This window comes from Psychrobacter sp. CX97 (assembly GCF_057396285.1).
Genome location: NZ_JBXYJE010000001.1, coordinates 1 through 21,466 on the forward strand (window position 1 = coordinate 1; position 21,466 = coordinate 21,466).

At 41.1% G+C, this 21,466-nt stretch carries 13 protein-coding genes and 1 rRNA gene; 6 read left to right on the forward strand and 8 right to left on the reverse strand.

What is annotated here, in order from left to right:
• Nucleotides 1–3: 3 nt before the first annotated feature.
• Nucleotides 4–118, forward strand: a 5S ribosomal RNA gene (rrf, locus tag AC2SLL_RS00005).
• A 208-nt stretch (nucleotides 119–326) separates the two neighbouring features.
• Nucleotides 327–740, forward strand: a complete 414-nt coding sequence (locus AC2SLL_RS00010; protein ID WP_486529626.1) for an OsmC family protein — start codon at nucleotides 327–329, stop codon at nucleotides 738–740.
• Nucleotide 741: 1 nt separating this feature from the next.
• Here AC2SLL_RS00010 and AC2SLL_RS00015 read toward each other — a convergent pair whose 3' ends face one another.
• Nucleotides 742–1,644, reverse strand: a complete 903-nt coding sequence (locus AC2SLL_RS00015) for a hypothetical protein (protein ID WP_486529627.1) — start codon at nucleotides 1,642–1,644, stop codon at nucleotides 742–744.
• A 661-nt stretch (nucleotides 1,645–2,305) separates the two neighbouring features.
• Here AC2SLL_RS00015 and AC2SLL_RS00020 point away from each other — a divergent pair.
• Both AC2SLL_RS00020 and AC2SLL_RS00025 read left to right on the forward strand, forming a co-directional pair.
• The gene (locus AC2SLL_RS00020) at nucleotides 2,306–2,770 is read left to right on the forward strand and encodes a flavodoxin family protein (RefSeq protein ID WP_486529628.1); all 465 of its coding nucleotides are present in this window, start codon (nucleotides 2,306–2,308) and stop codon (nucleotides 2,768–2,770) included.
• Between the two features lie 35 nt (nucleotides 2,771–2,805).
• The gene (locus tag AC2SLL_RS00025) at nucleotides 2,806–3,471 is read left to right on the forward strand and encodes a DUF938 domain-containing protein (protein ID WP_486529629.1); all 666 of its coding nucleotides are present in this window, start codon (nucleotides 2,806–2,808) and stop codon (nucleotides 3,469–3,471) included.
• A gap of 53 nt (nucleotides 3,472–3,524) precedes the next feature.
• On the opposite strand, the gene AC2SLL_RS00030 is transcribed toward AC2SLL_RS00025, so the two are convergent.
• The 6 genes from AC2SLL_RS00030 to AC2SLL_RS00055 all read right to left on the reverse strand — a co-directional run bounded on the left by AC2SLL_RS00030 (nucleotide 3,525) and on the right by AC2SLL_RS00055 (nucleotide 11,620).
• Nucleotides 3,525–3,821, reverse strand: coding sequence for a hypothetical protein (locus AC2SLL_RS00030; RefSeq protein ID WP_486529630.1), 297 nt, complete (start codon nucleotides 3,819–3,821; stop codon nucleotides 3,525–3,527).
• 129 nt (nucleotides 3,822–3,950) lie between these two features.
• On the reverse strand, nucleotides 3,951–5,561 hold the full coding sequence (gene creD, locus AC2SLL_RS00035) for a cell envelope integrity protein CreD (protein WP_486529631.1): 1,611 nt from the start codon (nucleotides 5,559–5,561) through the stop codon (nucleotides 3,951–3,953).
• 256 nt (nucleotides 5,562–5,817) lie between these two features.
• Nucleotides 5,818–7,128, reverse strand: coding sequence for an ABC transporter permease (locus AC2SLL_RS00040; protein WP_486529632.1), 1,311 nt, complete (start codon nucleotides 7,126–7,128; stop codon nucleotides 5,818–5,820).
• Entirely contained in the window at nucleotides 7,128–8,690 is a 1,563-nt protein-coding gene (locus AC2SLL_RS00045; RefSeq protein ID WP_486529633.1) for an ABC transporter permease, read from the reverse strand. The genes AC2SLL_RS00040 and AC2SLL_RS00045 overlap by 1 nt, the downstream gene beginning before the upstream one ends.
• A gap of 23 nt (nucleotides 8,691–8,713) precedes the next feature.
• Nucleotides 8,714–9,772, reverse strand: a complete 1,059-nt coding sequence (locus tag AC2SLL_RS00050; protein ID WP_486529634.1) for an HlyD family secretion protein — start codon at nucleotides 9,770–9,772, stop codon at nucleotides 8,714–8,716.
• A gap of 159 nt (nucleotides 9,773–9,931) precedes the next feature.
• Nucleotides 9,932–11,620: a TolC family protein gene (locus AC2SLL_RS00055; RefSeq protein ID WP_486529635.1), complete on the reverse strand. Its 1,689-nt coding sequence runs from the start codon at nucleotides 11,618–11,620 to the stop codon at nucleotides 9,932–9,934.
• Between the two features lie 1,085 nt (nucleotides 11,621–12,705).
• Here AC2SLL_RS00055 and AC2SLL_RS00060 point away from each other — a divergent pair.
• Together AC2SLL_RS00060 and AC2SLL_RS00065 are read left to right on the forward strand one after the other, a co-directional pair.
• Nucleotides 12,706–16,056, forward strand: a complete 3,351-nt coding sequence (locus AC2SLL_RS00060) for a hypothetical protein (protein ID WP_486529636.1) — start codon at nucleotides 12,706–12,708, stop codon at nucleotides 16,054–16,056.
• Between the two features lie 97 nt (nucleotides 16,057–16,153).
• The gene (locus tag AC2SLL_RS00065; RefSeq protein WP_486529637.1) at nucleotides 16,154–19,024 is read left to right on the forward strand and encodes an Ig-like domain-containing protein; all 2,871 of its coding nucleotides are present in this window, start codon (nucleotides 16,154–16,156) and stop codon (nucleotides 19,022–19,024) included.
• A gap of 440 nt (nucleotides 19,025–19,464) precedes the next feature.
• Here AC2SLL_RS00065 and AC2SLL_RS00070 read toward each other — a convergent pair whose 3' ends face one another.
• A complete protein-coding gene (locus AC2SLL_RS00070) occupies nucleotides 19,465–21,294 on the reverse strand; it encodes a PhoX family protein (protein WP_486529638.1) in 1,830 nt (609 codons plus the stop codon).
• Between the last annotated feature and the right edge of the window lie 172 nt (nucleotides 21,295–21,466).

Sequence of the window (21,466 nt, forward strand, 5' to 3'; positions counted from 1 at the left end):
TTTGCTGACGACAATAGCACGATGGAACCACCTGATCCCTTCTCGAACTCAGAAGTGAAACATCGTAGCGCCAATGGTAGTGTGGGTCCGCCCATGTGAGAGTAGGTCATCGTCAGCTCCCTATACCTAAAAGCCCCCCTTCATTCGAAGGGGGGCTTTTTCCTTTGCGTTAGTTTCCTTTTATTATTGCAAACTGAATAATCACTAATATTATTCCAATATAGGAATGTTCAGTTTTATTTTTTATACTCTTAAGTGTAGTGAATTAAAGTGAAATGCAACATGAGAACTAATTTAAACTAATATTTTTACATAAGAGACTTCATATGATCACATCAACCGTCCAATACCAAGGCAATCTACGTACCCAAGCTTTACATCTTCAATCAAACAATCAAATCATTACGGATGCGCCAACGGATAATTATGGAAAAGGGGAAGCGTTTTCTCCAACTGATCTGTTAGCGTCCAGTTTGGCCAGTTGTATGTTGACCATTATCGGTATTAAGGCCGCTGCTATGGATGTGGATGTTGTTGGTACGAAAGCTGAAGTGACTAAGGTAATGGCGGCTGATCCACGTCGCGTGAGTAAAGTGAAGGTCAATATTGAATTCACTCAAAATTTTGACGAGCGTACTCGTAAAGTGATAGAAGCGGCAGCATTGACTTGTCCTGTGGCAAAGAGCTTACACCCTGATATCAATCAAGACGTCACATTTAATTATGCGAATGATTTTTAAGCTATTTAGACACTTTTTGATGGGTAATGGTTCTTGCTTCATCGAGAAAAAATACAGTATCGGATTGTTCAGGAAGCGTTTTTAAAGCGTGTTCAGTTAGTCTTTGATAATGCTCAATAAAGGTCCCTATTTGAGCTTCAGTCATAATCGCCAGTTGATGCTTGTCGTTATGAGAAGCCACCGCTTTTTTTAACTTATGCTCTTGCTCTAAGCGCCAGTTAAAGACGCAATCAAACGACGGTGCCTTTAACATAATTTGGTAATCAATCATATTAAATAGGGCTTGGTAATCATCAGCAAGTTGTCTATTGACAAATGAACGCCAAATACCTTGTGGATCATCCGTCTTTTCTAAGTTGTTTATGGGGTGCTGTAACGCTGCTTCTGGCTGAGGTTTGACGCCCACGCACCAGCCTTCTAAGATAATAAAATCTGGTACAGTATTAATAACTGGCCACTCATTTACAGAGTAGGGGTTATCTGTTGACTTATCAAAGCGGGGAAGCTGTGTGGGAGTGCCATTTCGTAATTGGTTGAAGGTTCTTAACGCTAACTCTATATCATGTGTTCCGGGGACACCACGTGTCTTTAATAAGGGATGAATCGTATTCGCCAAAGCCAATCTGGCAGTTTGATCCAGATAGAAGTCATCTATCGATAGGGACACGACGGTTTTACCCTGTACGGACGTTAAATAGGTGTTGATAAAGCTGCTTAAAGTAGTTTTACCAGAGCCTTGGCACCCTGTAACGCCAATGATAAACGGTTTTGACGAATCATGTTGATGCTGATGCTGTAATACCCGTTCACATAAGGGTTCGAACCATTGTTGTGCTATATCTTTATAGCTACTTGGCAGTTGATGGGTCGATACAAATTGCTGAATATCTGTTTTTTTATCCACGTTGTTTCTCAGTTATGGTATATACACATTATACAAGATAATAGGATTATAATATTCGTGCCAGAATTACACTGTTAAGAATTAGATTCTATAATTAACCATATAAAAACGGATATTTTGGTACTACTTATACTTATATTCAAATTTGAAATATTACGAATCATATGACTATAATCGATTAAACACAAAAGTTGTGTTTGTCACATCATCTTGAACATGTAGTACTTATAGATAAAAAATAAAAATGACGTTTTATTTATAGATGATGTTCATGGCTCTCGATCTTGTGGGTTAATTGATACCAGTAATAAATGGGCTGTAGTTGCAGGTAAGCATTTAACATTGTGCTCGTATCATGATGAAATATCCAAGATAACTAAATTTGAAAGTGAAAGGTTTTGTAATATTGAGCTTATACGCTTTACCGATCCAAATACTATTGATATCTTAGTAGATTCATAATCTTAATACAGCAGTAGATGGCAGTTATCTATTACAACTAAAGTACTAAAGAAAATTTCAAATTTTGAGAAGTCTCGAGATCTGCCATATACTAAGAGCATAAAATGGTAATTATGATTAAATGGCTACCTTTGGAGAGAAACAAGGCATACTAAATCTATAATCAAATAATTCCCCTTACACTAAATTGACAACAAAAATGCCAACCAAAACCCTACTCATCATAGCGCATGCCCCCTCTCCTAACACCCAAAAGTTGGCACAAGCCGCTTTTGAAGGTGCCAATCATCCTGACATAGATATTAATGTCATTCTTAAATCTCCACAAGACACGCAACCTGAAGATGTGCTGGCTGCCGATGCTATTCTGATAGGGACGACTGAAAATTTAGCCTATATGGCAGGGCTGACTAAAGATTTCTTTGATCGTTGTTATTATCCAGTGCTTGAGAAAAAGCAAGGTTTACCGCTTGCCGTATATATTCGTGCAGGGCAAGATGGCACAGGGACGAAACGAGCTTTAAAAACCATTACTACAGGTCTACGTTGGGAGTGGGTGCAAGATGCCCTAATATTAAAAGGCGATTGGCAGGAAGCATTTACGGCTCAAGTAGAAGAGCTTGCGATGACGCTAGCCGCTGGTGTTGAAGCAGGTATCTATTAATCCAAATTTCGTCAATTCGTTAGGGTGGAGGTGTTATGAATAAAGAAAATCTTGTAAATACAGATACCCGTCATGAAAATAGACTGCCATTTTCGCAAGCCTGTGAGAATAATAAACAGCCCATCCTAAATGTGCTACAAAAAGAGCTGCAAGACTACCATCAGGTTTTAGAGATTGGGTCGGGTACAGGCCAACATAGCGTTTACTTCGCACCAAAATTAACACATTTGCAGTGGCAGACTAGCGATGTTGTTAATAATCATCATGTCATTAAAGCATGGCATGAAAAGCATCCTGTATCCAATTTGCATGCGCCTTTAGCGTTCGACTTAAGAGAGGATCCAATCCCTAGTTCGGTAACTGGTCAGCCTTATGACGCTGTGTTTACGGCCAATACGTTACATATTATTGCTTGGCCTTTGGTAGAGCGATTGTTTAAATTAGTCGGAGAGGCGTTACCGTTAAATGGTAAGTTGATTGTTTATGGACCATTTAATGAAAATGGACATTATAGTAGCGACAGTAATCGGCAGTTTGATGCTCATTTGCGTCAGCGTGATCCAAACAGTGGTATCCGTGATAAAGAAGATATTATCGGCTTAGCAGAGCAACATCATTTGGCATTAAAGCGTCAGTATCAGATGCCAGCGAATAATGAAATATTGGTATTCACAAAACATACTGGCATTGACAATAAATAGTATAAAAATAGGAGTTAATTGAGTAGGCTTATTTTTTTATCAATCATAGTTAGCTATATTTTACCTGCTTTAATACATTGTTGATGTTTAAATGACAGTATCACGTCTAGTTCTGAGATATACAGCCAGTGAGCAAAGCTGGTTATGGTTAGCTGATATTGATCAATGATATTGAGACACTTCCGATGACTTAGTCCAATCCATAATGCTATTTGATTAGAGGGTAGGGGGTTGTCTTCTGTGTGACCTATGGCTTCGTTTAAAGGACTGTTAATCTCACACATACTCTCAAACTCAAAATGACTATTTGGCGTTATGTTAGGTAAATGGGGGTATGTTAGTAATGACATGATATTCCCTTGTCTTTAATTAATCTTTTTTGAATAGGTTTATTTGATGGAAGCCACTCAAACCCCACTTAGGTTTGAGTGGTTTTTTTATGCATGGTCTGATCTAAGCCATGTAATCAAGCAATCTGATTAGGCAACGTTATACCAGTCAATTTTCCGAGTCATAACCATGACACAGGCCAGTAGAGCAAAGCAGAACAGTGCACCAAGCAGTAGATTTAAGTCTTCAGTGGTTAATATGCCGTAAAATGCAGCATAGAGACCGCCCAAAATAGCGGTAAACATGACGGCGCGTTTGCCACTACCAAGCAGGTAGTAAGAATACCAACCGATTAACCCTACACTGGCAGTAGCTGCAATGGTATATGCCATCCAGAAGGCAATTTGCTCAGCAAGCGGCAGTAGTAAGACGTAGAAGGTTAATAATGCACAGCCAACGAGTAGATATTGAATGGGATGAATTCGGCTTGATTTTATGACTTCAAATAAGAAGAAAGTACCAAATGACACCAGTATGAGTAGCAGCGCATATTTCATCGTGCGTTCGGTTTGTAAGTAAACATCATTAGGCTCAGCAAAACTTACCCCAAAACCACTAAGTTCAGTGTTTGCATTAGTACCTTCTGCTGCGATAACGGCTTGTTCAGCATATCGGTAAGCATCGTCATAGTCACTCTGCGTTGGATTTAAAGGTGCATACGTTCTAATTTTGCAGTCGGACTTCCCCAAACAATTGGATATGCGTTGATTGTTAGCAATGGTTAGATATTGGTTTTGCCAATTGGCATTGAATCCTGCTTTAGATATTTCTTTTGAAACAGGTAACGCTTGACCAATAAAGTTGGGTGCATGCCAATTACTATCCATGGTCAATTCAAAGTTTTGACCCGTTGGCACTGTATTTAACGTACTAATACCGGACAAGGGTAACTTCACTAATACTTTAAAAGAGATTTTGTTGTCTGAATCAGATAGAGACGTTGAACCTGCGGTAAGTCTTGAGGCTTCGGTCTTCTCGGGAGTTGCTTTTAATTGTTTGGCTGACAATTTATTGATGACCGAGGAAGGTAATGGCGCTTCGACATAACTTAAATTGTTCAGCAATGAGGACTTTGGATAAGTGGCTTTGATTTGGCTTTTGTTGATAGTAACTGTGGGCAACGTGGTCACACCGCGTAAGTCTGACACTGGAATGATAAGTCTCGCTTTATTCCAATGGATGGTAGTGTCATGTGTCTCTGCATCAACTGTAGGGTGTTCTTCAGCAAAGTTTGATCCAATGGCATTGTTGTTCCGATCCGTTGTATTGCCCTTCTTAAAGGTATAACTTTGATCAAAACTTAAGTTACCCTTATAGCTGGTGGCATGATAGATGCCTCGCTTATAGGTATCAGTATCAACGTCAAGGTTTTGCTTAGATGATGTTTGAGTAGCAAAAAGGCTCTCTATTACTGTGTAAGGTGCTCTACATTTCGCTTTTTTATTAGTACTATCTGCAGTTTGTGGTGCTGTAGAGGAGGTATCTTCATCGACACATTTAGGTGTAACAGTGGTTGGAACAGCAATAAAAGGGGTAATAACTTGTTGTGGATTGACGTGTTGTTGGGCAATTTCGCTAATCACATTATCTGAGTATTGTTGCCTTTCAGAAATTAAAGAACCAATCATACTCAGACCAATGGCAAAAATGAGACACAGCCCTGCGATGATTGAGAGTTTGATAAATAGGGTTTTTTGCATAAGGTATCCTTAATGTGCGTTTGATAACGGTATTGTTAGTCTTGTTGACCGAATAACCAGTATATTAAAGGGCATATAAGGAAGGGGTGTGCAGCAAAGGTGGAAAGACAGTGAAAATAAAAAAAGCGAGCGTTAACCTCATTTAATGTAATCACAGGATATTAAATGAGGTTAACGCTCGCTCTTTATTAAAAGAATGAGGGCGTCAGGCTTAAAGGGATATTAGGCTTAAAGTGCAATTGAGCTTAAAGAGTAATTAGCGTTTACTGGCGCGTTTAATTTGGCGGCGCTGCGCCCAAAGTAATAATATATAGGTAACGATACCCAGTGCGCCAAGATGATACAGGTAGTCACTAACTTGTGATAGTGAGGCGCCCATCTGATTTAGCTGCACTGAGGCGTTCATACCTGAAGTAGTAGGGAATAACCAACGTACGTATTGCAACGGTACAGGTAACTGACTTACAGGCCATGGATAACCGCTAACAAAGAACATAGGGAGCGAGCTGAAGATAAGAATCTGCATGCTGCGTTCACGCTCTTTAAACCACATGCCTAATAAACAACCTACCGTGGCAACGACGGGTGAAAATATTGCCATAAAAAATAACGTGCCAAGCATGTTATGACCACGTGGGTAATTTTGAGCCGTAAATACCCAGCCATAATAAAAACAAGCCATCAAAAAGGATATCGAAGATAGCGCTAAAATACGCCCCAGCCATCCAGAGGCGCTAGCATTTTGTCGCTTATTCTCATACCAAGTGCCTATAAGTAAGGCAGTGCTTAGCAGCAGCGTTTGTTGCAAAATCAAAATGGCAACGGCAGGCACGACATAAGCACCATAACCCTCTGAGCGATTGAACATAGGATCGATACGCAGTGGTATGGCTTGAGTACTGACTTTAGCCGTTTCCATATAGGCGCCTTTTGCGACGCTACGCTTAATTTCAACACCCGCTGAGATAGTCCCTATGGCTTTGGTAAAACCAAGCTGTACTTGTTTGTTTAATAAAAAATAACTGTTATTACCTAATATAGTCACATGCGTAGGTTTATTGGCATAAACATCACTTTCTAGGTTTTTTGGAATAATGAGATACCCAGCAATATCATTATGATACATCGCTTCAATAGCATCTTGTTGGCTGGCATACATTTGTACAGTAAGATTGGGGCTGACATGACTATATCTAGCGATAGTCTGAGATAGTTTACTGTGGTCTTGATCTACGATACCGACGGGAACCTCGTTAACCACCTCACCGCGGTAAGGCCACGGATAGAAAAAACCGTAGATAATAGGCGCAATAATTAACATTAATATAACGCCCTTATCTTTGAAAATAGAGGCATAAGTACCAAACAATCCTTGCAAGAAAGTGCGGTGGGTAATCTGTGAGTCTTTACTCAATCGACTCGGATTTTGCACCTGCGTTGTTGGTGTTTCTGTTGACTTAAGAGCTTCAGAACTAATAGCCTCAAAACTATGAGCTTCAAAACTATGAGCTTCAGGCTTATTACTAGCGTTTGAATCAGGTTCAGGCTTATTTCCAGATGTAGACATTAGCGAGCTCCCCAGCGGTCAGGATTTCTAAAGGCACGAAGGCTGAGTAAAGCTGTGATCACTAGGGTAACTACGACGGCAACAATAAGCCCAAAAAGGGTAGGTAGGGCGATGGATATGGGGGCTAACATTTGCAACTGGCTAATATGTATTTTGAGATAGTGAGTCAAGGGCAACGCATTCGCCCAGCGCTGTGCGCCTTCACTCATCGCAAGAAGTGGGAACGTCACACCAGCAAAGGCAAAAGAAGGCGCTGAAATAAAGGCTGCACTTGAGAGTCCCATACGCAGTGAATAGCTTATTAAACTAAAAATTGCGCCTAGCCACAGGGATATCATCGTCAGTGCCATAAAGGCGATATAAACGATTAAAATTGACAGTAAGCTTGAGGGATGAGCGCTTGATGCTAAGGTAAGGGCTAACCCGCCCCAGAGCATATAAAATAGTAATGCCCAGATTAATTTACCATTAAGCCCAACAACCAGTTCTAAAATCGAAACCTTTACTGGCATGCGCGGTTTTACTTTCTTACTTAAATCGACTTCATAATCGTATTTAGATTTTGGCACATAGCGATTAGACACATAGCTGTTTGGTAAATAGCTATTTGATAAATAGTTGTTTGGTAAGCGGTTATTAGACGTATAGCTATTAGACATATAGTTTTTTGTCACAAAGCTATATGTTAAGTCTGACAACTTTGAATAATCTGTAGGCAATTGCCAGCTATGATGCAGATTGGCATGCATATAGGCCAGCTTCCTTTCAGGAGGTATGTGTTTTAGACGTTTGAAATCTGGATAGGGCAAATCTGGATATATAATAGTGTGATACCAGATAGAGAAGGTCTTATCACGAATCTCACGCCCAATAGTTGTCGCGCCTATAATCATTGCTAGAATATGCAGAAGGGCAGGAATGACGGTAGAGGCTAAAAACTGTTGATAACTTGTCCCAAGGTTAAATAAACTAATGCGCTCTATGCCAATTGGTGAATAGGACACTTTAGCTTGTTCAGAGTAACTGCCCTGTTTGACACTGCGCTGGATTTCGACGCCCGCTGAGACAGTGCCTACCACCGTTTGTACTCCGCGTTGTACGATACCTGAATGTGAACCATATTGAGCATTTACTTTTAATATTACCGGTGATGGTGCACCTTGATTTATGTTATCGGCAAAATTACTGGGGATAATTACCACGCCATAAATATCTTGACTCAAGATATCCTGTTTAGCTTGACCTAAATTCTGGTAATTCTTAGTGACTTTTAAATCAGGGCTGACGTCTAAATATCGGGTAAGGGTACGTGAATAGCTGCTTTTACTGTTATCAATTACTCCAATAGGCAAGTCTATGATATAAGGTTTAGAGAATATCCACCACACACCCAAAATAGTTAATAGGGGCAGCCATAACAACATGACGTAATCCCAAGAGTGGTAAAGTAAGAATCTACCTTCATAGCGAGCGCTGCGCAAAAAGACAGACAATAGTGACGAGTGGGTATTGTCTTCATCTCCAAAAACAACGTTTGGCTTATTACTTTTGGACTCAGACATAATCTAGCCTATCACTCGCACTATTAATTGGCATTATTTACATTTTTGTTCGATGTCGCTGCCGGAAGCTTCACAATAACACTCATTCCTGAGCGTACTTTTGCGTTAGGTGTGCTTGGGCGTGCCTTTACCTCAAAGGTTCTAACATCATAGTTGTCTTCACTATTGGTAGCACGCCACGTTGCAAAGTCAGACATTGAAGCGGTGTTGAAGACTTCAAACGTCATTTGATAGGGAGTGTCTGATGTCGATAAGGCTGGCAAGATGCCCACAAACTTAGAGCCGATATTAAAATAATTCAGATTATTTTCTGTGACGTTGAGTACCACCCATTGTTGATTAGGATCTATTAAGGTCATGATCGGTACTCCTTGACCAATGACCTCGCCTGGATTGATGATCACATCATCCACAATACCAGATACCGGGCTTTTCAGATTGGCTTCGTCTTGGGCAACTTTAGCCTCTTCTATTTTGGCATCAACTTGAGCCACTTGGGCTTTAGCTGCTTCTTTATCCTCTTCACGCGCCCCTTCTAATGCCAGTTCATATTGTAGGCGTGCTGCATCCGCTTTATCTTGATTTGCGGTATATTGCGTATAGGCTTCATCACGTTTTTGACGTGCCATTAGCCCTTCTTGGTATAAACGATTTACTCGCTCATAAGTGCTTTTAGCCAAGTCCGCTGCGGCTTGGTTGGCTTGCCACGCCGCTTTGGCTTGCCCGATCTCTTGTGGTCTGGCGCCATTCTCTGCTTTATCAAGTTGGCTTTGTGCCATATCTCGACCTGCGTAAGCTTGATTTAACTTTGCGTTAATTTCTGGTGAGTCCATCTCAATAAGCTGCTGACCAGCTTCTACATTATCGCCTTCAGTCACCAATATTTTTGCAATTCGTCCTGGTACTTTTGCAGCAATGGCAGTAGACTGCATTTCCATTTTACCTTGTAGGGTAATGGGCTCTTCAGTGCTATCAACGCTCTTATTTAAACCATAAATGATAAACCCTATAACGATAATCACAACGAGGGTAATAACAATATTTCTAAGCATTATTGGGCTAGGCTTTTTGACAGCATTCATGCATTTATCCTGAAGATAAAATTTAATCTAGTATTAGAGTGTGAAAGCATTCTGTTCTTTTCTAAGAACCCTATTTCAAAGAACCGTATTTTTCTAAAAACTCTATTTTTTAAGAGCCATAACAGGATGCTTTTAACCATTATTGAGAAAAAAGCAACCTTAGTATACCGTAGGTAGCTTGATATCAGCCGCTGCCATATAATCATTAAACCCTTCTGGCGTGCCGATACTCTCCATAAGGGCTGCAAGTGCCTGTACGTAATCATTAGCTGCAGCAGTCTGTTCGGTACGCGCTTGTAAGTATTTAGTCTGGGCAGTGGCGACGTCCAGTGCAGTATTTACGCCTTCTTGTAATCCAATCTGCTTTAAACGAAGAAGCTCTTGAGCGAATAATATATTGCTGTTAAGAGAGTGGTAGCGTATGCGGGCATTCTCAACGGACTGCCAATTTTTTTCGACCAATAACAAAATATTGTCACTGGCATCAATCTTAGCCAATAGGGCTTGACGCATTTGAGCTTTACCTGACGCATTAAGTGCCTGTTTGTCTAAACCGCCCCACAACTTCCAGCTGGCAGAGACGCCAGCAATCCAGCTTGGATCGTCATCAATTTCATGATACCCAAATAATGACACGGTAGGTTTATACCCTGTATCAGATAAGTTGTTTAATGATTCAGCTTGAGCGTATTTTGCATCTACCTTTTTAAGTCCCGGATGGTTGTGCAAGGCTATATCTTGAAAATAAACGAGAGGCGGTAGTGGCTTAGACGATACAAATAAAGGGGTTACTGGTTTGACGGGGTTAGGCGTGCGTAATAAACGTTGTAATGCCGTCATGGCAAGCTGTGCGTCATGACGTGCTTTAATGGACTCACTTTCCGCTTCTGCAAGCGCAGTTTTTGCCTCTAGTCTTTCAACACGTGAAATAAAACCTTCTTGCAATAGCCGTTCTGCCGTGTAATCCGTTTCTTTGATAGTATTTAGCGCATCTTCACGCAGATAGGCAGCAATCATAGCGAGCTGAGCTGTGAAATAACGCTCAATCAGCGTGGTTTGCAAACTATCGTTATCTATCAGAGCATCTGCTTGGCTTTCTTCAGTACGGGCATTTGCTAGTTCTGTAATAGCTTGAGTACGTCCTGCCGTATAAACAGGCCATAACACCGCAACACCTGCACTGACGTTACTCGATTCACGCTTAAGGTCATAATTATCAGGGATACGACTGCTAATAATAGAGGGAATATCAGGTATGACATTAGGGTCTAGGTTAGGTATATCATCAAGCGCTTGATGAATACTGTTATTTACACCATTATTGATACCTGATTTGATGCCAGTCAAGTCAATATCAGCGTCCACTCTATAGCGTGTAGCACCTGCGCGCAAAAATACCAGTGGCTTATTCAATCCTTGAGTAGCCTCTGCTTGCAGCTGATTAGCAGCAATAGCGGCATTATTTCCAGCAAGCTTAGGCGATACTTGTACCAACACATGTTGAGCCTGTAACAAGCTTAGTTTTTCCGGTACTTCAATAGAGTAAGTGTCATCAATAGCAATGCCAGTGGTCGGATCCTGAATGGTCACTAAAGGGACAGTCATGTAAGCATTGTTTTCTAAATTTTTGGCAATTTGACTAATGTTTGCCGAACTAGCTAAATCGCCACCGTTATTTTGCAAAACTGTCGAATCTGCGTAAGCCCCCGTTGCTATAAATACCATCGCAATGGCGCTTAATAAACTAGGAACTTTTACATTGTTTTTTGGGAAAACTCTTATATAGCGCAATGAAGGAGAGAGGCATTGCGCAAAGTTTTCTGGGTATTTTCGCTTTATATAAGCCATAAATGTTCTTAAGTCGGTGTAAAAAATGTCAATTTTATTGAAATAGATAGAGTTACCTAAGTACAAAATGTCACTATAAACAATATTAAATTAGCTTGTGAAGTTTTGTTGTTTAATTTAGGTAGAAATATAAGAGGCTATTTTTATGTTACATGACTAATTTTACACCATATTTATTTTATTAACTTAACTGAGTAGTTATTCGAATAGTTATTTGAGATGACTCATCATAAATTTACCACTGTCTATGTGACATATTGCGGCAAATACCACCTTTAAATTCTATTAAAATTTGTCACAACTTACCTACTAAAAATGTCTTAAATATCTTTACTCAGTATCCAAAAATTAATTTCAAAAGATATTGAAATTTTTGCAAAAAAAACTCTAATCGCCACATTTATATTTAAGTTTTACTTCAATATAAATGTGGCGATTTCATCATTAAAATGCCTCAAATCAAATACCCCGATATACGGTTTTAAAAGCCAATTCTAAGATTAAAAAAAAATTAATATTCCATTTGTCCACCATTTTAATCACTCTATCAACTAATAAATAAAATTAGGTGTGAAAAATTGATTCACATTTTTCAACTAATTATGATGAACTCATATAAAAGTCATTAATTTCTAAAATGCATTTATTCCTAATATCTAATAAGTACTGAAATCAAAAAAACCTTGTTATTACAAATAGTTAAGCAAATTAGTAGTTAAGTAAATTAGGCTTGAAGTGTGTGATAGCACTGAAGCTTGCTTATTGACATTGAAGATTTATTTGAAGTGAAAAATCATCTAATTATTGTCTATTTGCTATCTATTGACCAGTTAAGTGAACCATTAGTTTTCTAAGCGAGGCTCTTACTTAAGACTATATTTGATTGATCCTAAATTTTGAGAATCCTGCATTAGTGATCTAAAAATATTTTTAAAGTTATTAGAAATTTGGCATCTTAATTGCTTAGAGAGGCTACATAAAAAAAGAATCTTGAGATCACGTCTACAATGAATCAATTATGCAAATTTTGATTTACAAATAATTTTTATAAAAACATTTTAATGAAAGAGTTATCTGGAGAATATATGAACAAAGTTGTCGTGAAAGTAAATACAGTAGATAAAACTATAGCGGAACATGCTGTTGTCACTAAAGATGGCAAGCCCACCGTAATCAAAGCAGAGGGTAAGGTTAATTACGAGCTAGTCGATGAAGCTAGCGGCGTTGCACCCCATCACATTATTACTAATCGTCAAGGTAACGACTTAATTGTGTCATTCGATCCAGAAGGCAAAGATACTGATTTGGTCATTGAAGGATTTTATAATGAATCAAATAGCGCATTAATAGGTATTGCTGAAGACGGTAACTATTACTATTACATACCTGATACAGGCGAGGTGGCAGATTACGTCACTGAGCTTGCGGCTGGTGATATTGAAGGTCAGGCCTTAGGTGGTCAGCCACAGGCGACACCTTGGTGGGTCGGAGCTACTGATGATTCAAGTATTTTACCCTGGTTAGTCGGGCTAGCAGGGCTTGGATTAATTGGGGCAGCAATTGCTAATGATGACGATGATAATAAGGAGGAGACTTCTTCTGAAAAATCAGACGCCCCCGATATCACACCAAAAGACGATGGTAGCGTCACAGTAGCGCCTGGCGAAGATAATAACTCTGTTACCGTTGACTACACAGACGAAGATGGTAATGGAGAAACGGTTGTCGTTACCAAAGACCCTGAAACTGGTAAATGGACACCAGAAGGTGAACTACCAGATGGCGTTAGCTTAAATCCTGACTCAGGGACGATAACAATTGACCCAAATGAAATTGCAGACGGCTCGGAAATAAAAGCCACTGGTAAAGCCCCAGAAAAAGAACCAACTACTGTAACTGGCTTGTCTGGATCTGATGATGCAGACGCCGATGCCGATGCAGACGCCGATGCTGATGCCGATGCTGACGCCGATGCTGACGCCGATGCAGACGCCGATGCAGACGCTGATGCTGATGCAGACGCTGATGCAGACTCCGACGCTGATGCCGATGCAGACGCTGATGCCGATGCAGATGCAGATGCCGATGCAGACGCTGATGCAGACGCCGACGCCGACGCCGACGCTGATGCAGACGCTGATGCAGACGCCGATGCTGATGCAGACGCCGATGCTGATGCTGATGCTGATGCAGACGCCGATGCCGATGCTGACGCCGATGCAGACGCCGATGCAGACGCTGATGCCGATGCAGACGCTGATGCCGATGCAGACGCTGATGCAGACGCTGATGCTGATGCAGACGCCGATGCTGATGCAGACGCTGATGCTGATGCCGATGCCGATGCCGATGCTGATGCTGATGCCGATGCAGACGCTGATGCTGATGCCGATGCCGATGCTGATGCCGATGCCGATGCCGATGCCGATGCTGATGCCGATGCCGATGCTGATGCCGATGCAGATGCAGATGCCGATGCAGACGCTGATGCCGATGCAGACGCTGATGCCGATGCCGATGCTGATGCCGATGCCGATGCAGACGCTGATGCCGATGCAGACGCTGATGCCGATGCAGACGCCGATGCAGACGCCGATGCTGATGCCGATGCAGACGCTGATGCAGACGCTGATGCCGATGCAGACGCCGATGCAGACGCCGATGCTGATGCTGATGCTGATGCAGACGCCGATGCAGATGCAGATGCAGACGCCGACGCTGATGCTGATGCAGACGCTGATGCCGACGCAGATGCAGACGCCGACGCAGATGCTGATGCCGACGCCGATGCTGATGCCGATGCCGATGCTGATGCCGATGCTGATGCCGATGCCGACGCTGATGCCGATGCTGATGCCGATGCTGATGCCGATGCCGATGCTGATGCAGATGCTGATGCCGATGCAGACGCCGACGCTGATGCCGATGCTGATGCTGATGCCGATGCAGACGCTGATGCCGATGCTGATGCCGATGCTGATGCTGATGCTGATGCTGATGCTGATGCTGATGCAGACGCCGATGCTGATGCCGACGCTGATGCTGATGCTGATGCCGATGCAGACGCCGATGCTGATGCCGACGCTGATGCTGATGCCGATGCCGATGCTGATGCAGATGCTGATGCTGATGCTGATGCTGATGCTGATGCTGATGCCGATGCAGACGCCGATGCTGATGCCGATGCCGAACCTACTCCAACTATAGCCATAGATGTGATAGCCGAAGATGACTTGATAAATGCTGCAGAATCAGAAACAGACATTTTAGTAACGGGTACTGTAGGTGGCGACTTTAATGAGGGCGACACCGTTACCTTAACTATTAACGGTAGCGACTTTACAGGCACAGTAGCGGCAGATGGCAGCTACAGCATTTTAGTGCCAGGTTTAGAGTTAGCGTCTGATGCTAATGCAAATATAGAAGCTAGTATAAGTACAACTAACGATTCTGGTAAGACGGGTAGTGCAAGTACAGATCGTAGTTATGAGGTAAATACTGAAATTACCCCACCAACCTTTGAAGATAAGCTTATCGTTCCTGGTATACCGCAAACTGCAAACGGTGGTGCGCTTGTTAAGACCTCAACCGATGATGATCTAAGTAGTCTTACCATTAATTACACAGATGAAACGAGTCCTAATAGTCCTGAAAATGCGGCTCAAACACTTGAGTTGATTAAGGGTGATAATGGTAACTGGATCGTTAAACCAGGTACTGATATTCAAGTTGGCGTTGATGTGATTAATGTTGATTCTGATGGGGACGGTGCTACTGACTATGCAGAAGTTCGTTTTGCTGCTGACAGGCTTTTAGATGGCAGCGAAGTAACGGCTACTTTAACTGATAAAGCAGGTAATGAAGCCTCATTTGAACAACCCCATTATACAAAACCTGACTTTGAAACAACTTTAAACTATGAAGGGCAGACGACTATATTGGACGCACCAATCGGGGTAGCTGAAGGTACAAATTCTGATTTAACACAGACGGTTGATGGTTATCAGTTTGTTGAAACAGGCACTGATATGAGTGCGAATGGATACTATAGAATCCATGCAAATGAAGAGACTGGTGAATTAGAAGTCTTCTTGACAGAGGTAGGTGCTAACTCTGAGGCTAATGATATTACCATAGGTTCTAATATCTTCTCCTATGAGGTGGAAGCAATTGATGATGGAGCAACTTTATATACTTCGACATTAAACTTACAGGTTGTTAAGGACCCCTCTCCTCAAAATGCTAGCTTGATGTCTTCAATGGAAGCCAAGCTCCCTGAAGCAAAAGATGTACTTAATACTCAAGATAAAGCGATACTTTCTGACCAGACTACAAACAGTGGTATAGCGGCTACTACTAGCGCTATGGATGTTTCTACTGACTTAATGATGACTCACACTACGCTAAATACTCTTGATGATACTCCAATTTTATAACCCACTAATTTTTTAACAAGATGGTATTTGCAAATTAATTTTGTAAATACCAAAATATAACATTAACTATAAAAACAAACTAATTATGGAGATTAAAATGAATGTAAATTATTTAGATATCACTCTAGATCAGATGAAATTAATTAAGTTTGAAACCACTACTCTAAATATAACATTCTCAGAACCGGTTCTGGGTTTTGAGCTTGATGATTTTGTGTCTGAAGTCGCTTCTCTTTCCAATTTGCAAACTTTAGATAATGGAACAACTTGGACAGTGGATGTTACGCCAAAGGATAACTTTGAGGGTTCTGGATATATTAGAATTAAAGCTAATAGCTTTGCTGGTGCAGTCAGTTATTCGCCTGGTGAAGGCTATAGAGTAGACTTAGAGGTTGATACGCTGGCTCCTAAAGCCCCAACAATTAGCTTTGAAGATGCAGGCGAAGACGGCGTATATAACAAAGACGAAATAGGCGAAGACGGCACCATAACCGCAACAATTAGCGTACCAGAGGGTACAGTTGTCGGCGACACTTTAATCATTGATGGCGTAGAGTACCCAGTCACTCAAGACATCATCGATAATGGTCAAGACGTACAAATCGTTCCTGGCGCAACCGTTGAAGCAAACATTATTGACAAAGCTGGCAACACAGGTGCTAGAGCATGTGACAAAGCTCCAGCAGCAGACGTTGAAGGCCCTGATAGTAACACTACACAAATCAGCGTTAACGACATTACCGACGACAACATCTTAAATGCAGCAGAAGCTGGCACTACCGTTTCAGTAACCGGTAAAGTGACAGGCGAATTCAGCCAAGGCGACATCGTAACCTTAGTCATCAATAGTGTGGAATACACAGGCACTATCGATGCAGACGGTAACTACAGCATAGACGTTGCAGGTTCTGACCTAAAAGCAGACGAAGACAGTGTTATAGAAGCATCTGTTAACGCCACTGACGCAGCTGGTAATACAGGTACTGTATCAACCACTAAAGACTACAACGTAGACACCACGGCTACCCAGCCACCAACAGTAACCATTGGTAATGGTGATGACGAAGTTAGTGAAGATGAGATTGATGAAAATGGTAATGTTAACGTTACTATTGGATTACCTAATGATGCTGAAGTTGGGGATACGCTAACTGTTATTGTAGGTGGTAATGAGCAAGAAATTATTATATCGGAACATGATATTAATAATGGATCTATAGAAGTAGATGTACCTGCACCCCAAGATGGTGAAGAGCTGGTGGTCGAAGCCACGATTACAGATGCAGCAGGAAATGAGAGTGATACAGGCAAAGACGAAGCCACAGTATGTCTTGCAGCCGCACCCATTTTCTTACATCATTTAGGTTATGATTTAACCAAAACTGCTGGACCATATAATGAGCTTGGTAAAAAAGGTAGTGAAATTAATTACTTAACTACTGATAAAGATGATCAGGTTTATATCGGTTTTAAAGGTTTTGATAGTAATGGTAACTTGATCGATTCGCCTAACGATGGCGACTTTGAGCGTGATTACTGTGATCCTTGTGTGGTATGGCAGTTAAATACCGCTGAGGGTGATGACTTAGTTCAATTGCGTGGCAATCAAAATGGCTACACAGTAACTAAGCTTGGAGCAGGTAATGATTCTTTCTATGTAGAAGGTTCGCTAAATGCTTATGTAAGATCAGCGCAGTGTTACACAGATGCGCGTGCTTATGTTCTAGCTGGTACTGGAGATGATACCATCGTGATTGGTGGTAATGCTGATGGTAAAGAAAGTGGCAGAGGCGTTAATGGTGGCCGCATATTTACGGGTTCAGGTAGTGATGATGTTGTTGTCTACGGATCAGTTAAAGATGGCGCTGTGATTGACTTGGGTTCAGGTGACACAAAATATGCAAATGGTTATGCTGAAGCTAGTGATGCCGATTGTGCTAATGATGTGAACAACCTTCATATTACTTGTGATTTAGGTGGTAAATACAAATATCAGTACGGCCTTATTAAAGGTGGTTTAGGACAAGATAACGTTGTTATTGACTCTGCTATTAGAGGGTATAGTAAAGTTGATCTTGGCGCTAATGATGATACTTTATCAGCCAAGTTTGCTACCGACTGTAGTGTTATAGATATGGGCTCTGGCCACGACGCTGTTAACATTACTAGTGGCGTGTGGGGTAATTCTAAAATATATTTAGGTACCAATGATGACACTTTGACAGTTGCTTGTGATTTAAATAACAGAAGCTATGTCAATGCAGGAAGTGGTAATGATCAAGTGACTATCGGTAGAGACGTTGCAGATTGTTCAGTCGTTGACTTAGGAGCGGGTAATGATGTTATGACAGTCGGCCGTTTCATTGAGCATTCCAGCAAAGTTTATGCAGGTGATGGCAATGATATGATTACTGCTGAGGGTCTAAATAACTGTGCTAAAGTTGACATGGGTAATGGCGATGATACGTTAGTTATTAATTCACAGTTCGGTGTCGGCAATGGTTCAGCATATGTGAACATGGGTGCTGGTAATGATACTGTTGAATTTGGCGGATCACATATTGATGGTATTATTCATGGTGGAAGTGGAGTTGATACGCTAGTCTTAACTTCAAACGCTTCACATTATAACAGTAGCATCTCAAGTTGTGATTTTAAAGGTATTGAGACAGTTGACCTTAAATGCGATATCGACTTATCTATCAACTATCGTGATCTAGTTAACGACAAATCGCGTGATGGTGTATTGTTCATTAAAGGCGATAATGCCAATACAGTAGATATCGATATGGATACTTCAGGTACTTACTGGAATGGTTGGTGCTACGTTCAAGGTGATAGTGCTCGCTGGTATAATACAGGTACTCAAGAGGTTGATGGCACGGTTTATAATGTTTACCATCATTATAACCGCGGTTATGATGAAACAAACGCGATGTATATCGAGCAAGGTGTGAACGTCATCTAATTTTAAATGATTTATTTTATAATAAAAAACCTCAGCTTAAGCTGAGGTTTTTTTATTGTCATTGGGTTGCTGGTTTAAGTTATTACTCTTTATTTTATACAACATGCGCAAAGTATGATTTATTCCCTGATTATATGGGTTCGCATGCAGTTTCAACACCCTATACCTATCTAAATAACTACTTATCAATCTAAATAACTATAGTCAGCGAACTACTAAACGGTTACGGCGTTAACCTCGTTAAGCCTACTCCAGTAGTACTTGCACTCGGTTGCCTTGTAACCATTTTAGACTTCTTTGACTATACCTATGAATTATGAATCTAAATAACTACAACAAGTAGGTATAAAAAATAGAACCCCATAAGCTATGGATAACTTATGGGGTAGGAGTCTCTAATGAACAAAATAAGTCAGTGGTTTATTATTAACCTACTCCCATTATGAACCTATGGTACCGCCATCGTCTTTAGTAATCATGATGACTGATGAGCGTGGCGTTTTACCTTTATGCGGGAAAGTAGAGTCGTTTTTCTCACCTGGGTGTTGAATGTTGACAAACATAGTGCGTTCATTATTGGCCCATGTTAAACCTGTAATTTCACATGAATTAGGACCTGTTAAGAAACGACGAATCTCGCCAGTTATTGGGTCGCCACATAGCATTGAGTTATGTCCCTGACCAGCAAAATCGCCTTCATTACTGTATTTACCATCTGTTTGAATCCAAATGCGACCAGTAGTGTCAAAGCCAATACCATCTGGACTATTGAAGGTATTTTCTTTAGTGACGTTCTTGCTACCTGCGCGAGGGTCATTACTCGGATAAACGTTTGGATTGCCTGCCATAACGTACATATCCCATTCAAACGTTTCTGCAGTGTGGTCATCGTTGGTTTCACGCCAACGAATGATTTGACCGTAGATGTTATCAGTGCGGGGATTGGCAGCATTTGGTTTAAACGTATCGCCACGTTTAGAGTTGTTAGTTAGCGTACAGAAAACCATTCCATTAAGTGGGTTAATAGCAATCCACTCTGGCCTATCCATTTGGGTACCACCGACATGGTCAGCTGCTTGACGAGTATGGATAGCTATATCAGCTTGTGATGCAAAGCCATTCTTTTTGGTTAAACCGTTTTTACCATGCTCAAGAGCAACCCATTTGCCTTTGCCCTTTAATGGCACATCGCTACCATTGAAGATAGCAACGTATAGTGTACCTTCATCTAGAAGATCTCGGTTATGTTGCTCATCACCTTCTTTAAACTTGTTTTTACTCACAAACTTATAGATACGCTCGCCACGTTCATCATCACCCATGTAAGCGACTACATGGCCAGTTTTTGCAACTTGTAAAGCAACGTTTTCGTGTTTGAAACGACCCAGAGCCGTGCGTTTAATTGGTGTGCTTTTTGGGTTTAGTGGATCAATCTCAACAACCCAACCAAAACGATTAATCTCGTTGGGGTTTTTACCTAGGTCAAAGCGATCGTCATATAACTCCCAGCCATAGCTAGATTTAGCTTTGACCCCATAACGTTTCATATTGTCATCAATAATCTTTTCGTTTGATGCACCAAACATATCATCAAAGTTTTCTTCACAAGTCACATAGGTGCCCCATGGAGTTTTTCCGCTTGAACAGTTACCAAATGTACCTAATACCAGCTTGCCATGCGGGTCAGCTTCTGTTTTTAAAAGGTCATGACCTTTAGCGGGACCCGAAACTGCCATTGGTGTATGGGCAGTAACACGGCGATTTAATGGAGAGTTAATATCAAACTTCATTTTGTTTTTGCCATTCGTTTTTAGTCCAATCATACTCAGGCCACAAACATTCTGGCTTTTCAATACCTCATCTGCATTTCTAGGTAAGTCTGCTTTATGGGTAAATAATGTATTGTGGTTAGGATATTCATTGTTAATCGCTAAAACCCCATTCCCGTTTGAGGTTTCATAAAACTGCATACCGTCGTTGTTTTCACCAAATAGCTTTTCGAAGTCGGCCCCTTTATTGCTACGGTCGTCTTTAAACTCTGGTGCACTTGGAAACATCTTATCACCAAATGAGATCAGAACATCGGCTTTGTAGCCGTCTGCGACACGAACGTTATCGGTAGTTGCTGCGGCTAATGGTTTGAATTTTAATAATTTAGAGCTACTAGAAGTAGCTGCGAAAACATTAGCGCTGTAACCACCAAGAAATGCTGCTCCAGATAAAATACCGCTAGCTTTTAACAAACTACGGCGAGATGTGCTAATAGTCATTATAATATCCTAGGTTGTTGAATTGTGTTTGAGTACTATAAGGGCTTAATATGTCAAAACGGTTAAGAGGAATAGGGTTGAAAAAAAATTATTCGGTTTGAATAGTACGAGATAATCAACAAGTCAATGAACGAAGGTTTTATATAGGTAAACTAGGTAGGTTTGATCGGTA